General features: G+C 49.2%; 4 protein-coding genes. 2 read left to right on the top strand and 2 right to left on the bottom strand.

Features of this window, described 5'->3' with window-relative positions:
- Window positions 1–240: 240 nt before the first annotated feature.
- The gene (fabV, locus tag CAG65_RS15100) at window positions 241–1,428 is read right to left on the bottom strand and encodes an enoyl-ACP reductase FabV (RefSeq protein ID WP_161454172.1); all 1,188 of its coding nucleotides are present in this window, start codon (window positions 1,426–1,428) and stop codon (window positions 241–243) included.
- Between the two features lie 98 nt (window positions 1,429–1,526).
- Window positions 1,527–2,129 carry an arylesterase gene (locus CAG65_RS15095; protein WP_021705325.1) on the bottom strand — a complete coding sequence of 201 codons (603 nt, stop codon included), beginning with the start codon at window positions 2,127–2,129 and terminating at the stop codon, window positions 1,527–1,529.
- On the opposite strand from CAG65_RS15095, the gene CAG65_RS15090 reads away from it, so the two are divergent.
- Together CAG65_RS15090 and CAG65_RS15085 are read left to right on the top strand one after the other, a co-directional pair.
- Window positions 2,128–2,802 carry an ABC transporter ATP-binding protein gene (locus tag CAG65_RS15090; RefSeq protein WP_161454171.1) on the top strand — a complete coding sequence of 225 codons (675 nt, stop codon included), beginning with the start codon at window positions 2,128–2,130 and terminating at the stop codon, window positions 2,800–2,802. The genes CAG65_RS15095 and CAG65_RS15090 overlap by 2 nt on opposite strands.
- Before the next feature lie 2 nt (window positions 2,803–2,804).
- Complete coding sequence (locus tag CAG65_RS15085) at window positions 2,805–5,243, top strand: ABC transporter permease (RefSeq protein ID WP_161454173.1); 2,439 nt, start codon at window positions 2,805–2,807, stop codon at window positions 5,241–5,243.
- Window positions 5,244–5,299: the final 56 nt, after the last annotated feature.

Raw genomic sequence — 5,299 nt, 5'->3', positions numbered from 1 at the left:
TCTCCGAAGGGATCGATAACTCGCGAGTATTGATTTTTGACATACATTCTTCCTTGTTGCGGCCAAACCGTGCTTCCGTGCACCAGATGTTACGACTAAAACGTCAAGCAATAACGGGCTGCTTTTTTATTTAATTATTATAGAGATTGACAATAATGTACGAAAAAATGCCCCACTTTGAGGTGGGGCACACAAGGAATTGGTCAAGTCTCAGCATTGAGATGAGATTAATAAAGCGTATCAATCCGTAAATGCGGTGAGATCGACATCCTGATTGTAATCCACTTGCTCAAAACCAAAGCCGTTCAGGCGTAGGAACTCCTGTTTATATCCGGCATAGTCACCAAGCTGTTGGAAGTTGCTCTGGTTGAGTTTGCCAAGGAGTGCACGAACTTTTTCCTGCGTATCGGGATTTAACTCCCAGTCATCCATTCTCACCAGCCGTTCTCCGTCGACCGGAACACCAGCCCGGCAGTAGAGTTTTTCCTCAAACAGGCGGTGCATTTGTTCGATACAGCCTTCATGGGTTCCTTTTTCTTTCATGACTTTGTACAAGGCAATCATGTAAGGGCTAAGACCTGGGATAAACACGCTTGCTTTGGTGACTAGGGCCTTACACACCGTGGCATAAGCGCCACCGTTATAGTTTGCCAGTTTTAGATTGAGCGAGTGACTGGTTTGGTGCAGGTCGACCTTGGCACGGCCCAGTGTGCCGTCGAGGTAAATAGAGTGTGTGACCTCGGGGCCAATATAGGAGAAGGCGATGGTTTTGCACCCCTCGGCGATGGAGTCATTATTGATCAGCGTGTCAATCCAATCTTCCCAGTCTTCGCCTCCCATGACTTTAATGGTGGCTTCGATTTCCTTCTCTGAAGCGGGCTCTAACTGAGAATCGATCCATTGATCGTTTTCCAACAAAATCGACGATCCCGACACCGGTTCGCCAATCGGCTTAATCGCCGAACGCCAGAGCTCGCCAGTCTCTGGATTTGGTCGAACTCCGGTTGCAAGGCTGTATATCACCAAATCAACTTCGCCTTCAAAATAGGTTTCGATGGCTTCAATCACTTCGTTTCTTACCTGCTGGGAAAAGGCATCACCGTTTATATTGATGGCAACCCGGCCTTCTTTTTCTGCGTGTTGTTTAAAGAAATGATTGTTGTACCAGCCAGCACTGCCAACGCCTTTATCTGACGGGCCACGCTCAAAAGAGACGCCGATGGTGTCAGCATTCGCGCCGAAAGTCAGCGCAATGCGTGCCGCCAGCCCGAAGCCGGATGATGCGCCGAGAATCAGAACGCGCTTCGGTCCGTGGGCGATCGGTTTGGCAGATTTTACGTATTGAATTTGTTGAAGAACGGCTTGTTCGCAGCCGGATGGATGAGCGGAACGTGCAACCACGCCCTGAATAATAGGTTCAATCATCATATGTTGTGCACCTGCCCGGTGTAAGTGATCAGGATAAGTACACAACATAGCGTAAAGTTGAGTAAAGTTTATTGAGCTAAACCATTAAATAGTCAGGCTTAGAGTAAATCGACGATTGAATCTGCGACAAATTCGGCAATCCAGGACTGAGCTTCAGGTTTTGGGTGCAGGCCATCATCCATAATCCACTGTGGATTACTGGTGATGATGCCTTCGAGGAAAAACGGGATCAACGCTACCGAGCGATCAGTGGCCAGCTCAGGGTAAATACCGGAAAACGCTTGGGTATAGCGTTTGCCATAGTTAGGCAGAACGTGAATTTGCATCAGAATAGGCGTTGCACCAGCGGCTTCTATGGTATCAATAATGGTGTTGAGATTCTGCTTAATGATAGGGGGAGCGAAACCACGCAGCCCGTCATTGGCGCCGAGCTCGATCAATACACTATCAGGCTTATGCTGATCCAGCAGTTGTGGCAATCGGGCGAGACCGTTTCCCGTGGTGTCACCAGAGATGCTGCCATTGATCACATCGACCGGTTTGCCTTTTTGTACCAACACATCCGGTAACAAGCTGGGCCATGCTTTTTCAATAGGCATTTGATAGCCTGCACTGAGGCTGTCGCCCAGAATTAACAGTGTTTCAGCACGCGTTTGAACCGAAAATATCAGAATAAAAATCAAGGAAAGTAGTCGAATCATGCAAACATCCGTTATTAAAGCTGAGTCTCTTAGTAAAGTAGTCTCCACTAAACAGGAAAGTTTAACAATCTTAACCAACATAAATCTGGACATTAAAAATGGTGAGAGTGTGGCGATTGTCGGAACGTCAGGCGCAGGAAAATCGACCCTAATGACATTGTTGGCCGGATTAGATACAGCGACCGGTGGAGACGTTGAATTGTTGGGGCAGTCTTTGTCGCAACTAGACGATGAGGCCAGAGCGGCAATCCGCAGTCAGTCCGTCGGTTTCGTGTTTCAGAGCTTCCTGTTAATTCCGAGCTTAACGGCGCTGGAGAACGTAACATTGCCGTGTTTGCTCAAAGGTGAAGAAGAAGACACTGAGCGTGCACGGGAACTGCTGTGTTCTGTTGGATTGGAACATCGGATGGATCATTCACCATCGCAACTTTCGGGTGGTGAACAACAACGTGTTGCTCTGGCACGGGCGTTCATGATTCAGCCTAAGATTCTGTTTGCGGATGAGCCTACTGGCAACCTGGATCAGAAAACCGCAGCCAAAGTTATCGAGTTACTTTTCGACCTCAACCAACAACACGGCACAACGCTGGTTCTGGTTACCCACGATATCAATCTTGCCCAGCGCTGTGACCGCCGAATGCATATCCAGTCAGGTCGGTTGGAGGAGGCATGAGTATGTCTGGCACGGTGAATCAGTCCAATAGACGTATCTGGTCGTGGAGCTGGAATGAAATCCGCCATGGACAGTTGTGGCCCATTTCAGTCGCGTTGACCTTAATCATCGCCTGTATTTTTGCTTTGTCTGCTCTGGCAGAACGCATGGAACAGGTGGTTGTAAAACAGGGGAAAGAAGCGTTAACCGCAGACAGTGTTTACGTCAGCGCCAATCCAGTTCCACCAGCGTTGCAGGCGGCGGCACGAAATCAGCAACTGAACACCTCTGTTATGACACGCTTTGCCACCATGGCTTTTAGTGAACAGACCATGCAGTTGGTAACCGTAAAAGCAGTGCAAGAAAATTATCCCTTGCGCGGTGAGATGCGTTTGTCGGACGGGAAAATAGAGCGCCAACATGTCAAGCCAGGCGAGTTGTGGCTTGATGAACGGGTATTCAATCTGCTTGAGGTCACTATTGGTGACAAGGTCACGTTAGGTGACGCCGATTTTGTGATAACAGGCCGTATCGTTGAAGAGCCAGGCTTGAGCTTCAACCCGTTTCAGCAGATGCCGGCGGTGTTGATCAATCAGGCCGATGTGGAGAAGACCGGTGCTGTGCAACTGGGAAGTCGAGTTCGTTACAGTTTGTTTGTTAATGGTACGGATGAGCAAATTGAAACACTCAAAGCGTCATCAACGTTAACACCGAGCGATCGCTGGCGCGATCAGAACTCAGCCAGTCGGACCAACGAAGTATTCCAGCGTACCGAACAGTATCTGTCACTGACGGTGGCGATAGTGGTGATTATGGCCGCTACGACACTGGTACTCACGTGTCAGCATTACGTTTCGACCAGGAAAAAGACCATTGCTATGTTGAAAAGTCTCGGGGCAAGCCGCCGCTGGATTCGGCGTTGGTTGTCAACCCAGGTACTGATTCTGTCTTTGATTGCTTCTGTCTTTGGCATCATCATTGGCATATTACTTGAAGTTCTCCTGCGCATACCTCTAACGGATTTGTTGCCCAATCCGCTGCCGGGGTATGGAATGGTACCGGCGCTGTTGGCGATTGGGGCCAGTGTGTTGATTGCTGTTCCGGCACTTGGCATCCCGTTGCTGTCGTTGCTGAATATCAACGCGGTCAATGTGATGCAACCTCAGGCTGATGACAAAACCAACCGGCGTTATGCCTGGCTGATACTGGTTCCTCTGCTGCCAATGGTTTACGCCTACAGCGACAATCGTTTGGTGTGGATTGTACTGCTGGGTATTTTAGTGTTGTTCATTGTGCTGGGGATGCTGTCGGTGTTGGTGACCCGTAGTCTGACGCGTCTGCCATTGTCGACATCGTTTAAACTGGCGCTAAGCCGCATCAACCGATCCTCTCTGTCTTCCGGCGTTCAGTTTGGCGCACTAGCCCTGTCACTGATGTTGTTGGCGGTAATGTGGCTGGTTCGCACAGATTTGCTTAGCGATTGGCAGCGAACCATTCCTCCTGATGCCCCCAACGCATTTGCATTAAACATCGCTTCTTACGAAAAAGACGCTTACCTCAACGCCCTCGATAGCGCGAGTGTCGACCGCTCAGAAGCCTATCCGATTATTCGCGGACGCTTATCGAAAGTAAATGGCGAAGACGCCAAACAAGTCGCCAATGGTGGGGAGGCAAGTGATGCCTTGCGTCGTGAAATTAACTTTACCTGGGCAGACGATGTGCCTGAGCACAACGACTTATTACAAGGGGAGTGGACGGATGACAATGGGGTTTCGGTAGAGTCTGATGTGGCGAGCGATTTGGGATTGATGCTTGGTGATGAACTGACGTTTGTCATTAACGGGCAAACGCTCAGCGCCAGAGTTAACTCAATCCGTCATGTGGAATGGCGAGACATGAAACCTAATTTTTACTTCATTTTCACTCCGGATGTGCTGAGCAGCATTCCGGCCACCTGGTTAGTCAGTTTCCGGATCGATCAACAGCATGATGCGTTGGTCACGTCATTGTCGCGCAATCATCCCACGGTCAGCCTGATGGATATTCGCAGCATGGGGGCCAAAATCCAGCAGTTATTAACACAGATTGTCTGGTCGATAACTTTACTTGCGGCTATTGGTGTAGTGGCTGGGCTGTTACTGATTTTCACTCTGCTGCGGCTGAGTTTGTCACAACGCCAAGACGAAATTCGCCTCTACCGGACGTTAGGTGCGAGTAAAAAACGGGTGACACGCACTATCTGGGCGGAATATGGACTGATGGCGTTGATTGCAGGTGTGGTTGCCAGTTTCGGTTCGGAGCTGGTTGTCGCCGGTGTGATGAAATTTGGGTTTGAATTGTCCCCAGCGCTGCACCTTTCCATGTGGTTAATGTTGCCTCTGGCTACTTTTTGCACACTTTTTGTGGTGGTGAGTAGTTTAATAAAAAGGCTATTAACCCCTGTAAATAAAGAGTTTAGTTAAGTCAAGTCGGGGATGTTTTTCTAGTTATCCACAAAAACAGTGGATAAGCTATGGGA

Origin of the sequence: Vibrio sp. V39_P1S14PM300 (assembly GCF_009904765.1) — a bacterium.
GTDB lineage: Bacteria > Pseudomonadota > Gammaproteobacteria > Enterobacterales > Vibrionaceae > Vibrio > Vibrio proteolyticus.
The sequence above is the reverse complement of the archived record's forward strand: the minus strand, read 5'-3'. Positions and strand labels throughout refer to the sequence as shown.

What these genes read in the sequence shown, in the direction of transcription:
- CAG65_RS15085 (WP_161454173.1), top strand. Translation starts at nt 2,805, where the DNA reads ATGTCTGGCACGGTGAATCAGTCCAATAGACGTATCTGGTCGTGGAGC.
- CAG65_RS15095 (WP_021705325.1), bottom strand. Translation starts at nt 2,129, where the DNA reads ATGATTCGACTACTTTCCTTGATTTTTATTCTGATATTTTCGGTTCAA.
- fabV (WP_161454172.1), bottom strand. Translation starts at nt 1,428, where the DNA reads ATGATGATTGAACCTATTATTCAGGGCGTGGTTGCACGTTCCGCTCAT.
- CAG65_RS15090 (WP_161454171.1), top strand. Translation starts at nt 2,128, where the DNA reads ATGCAAACATCCGTTATTAAAGCTGAGTCTCTTAGTAAAGTAGTCTCC.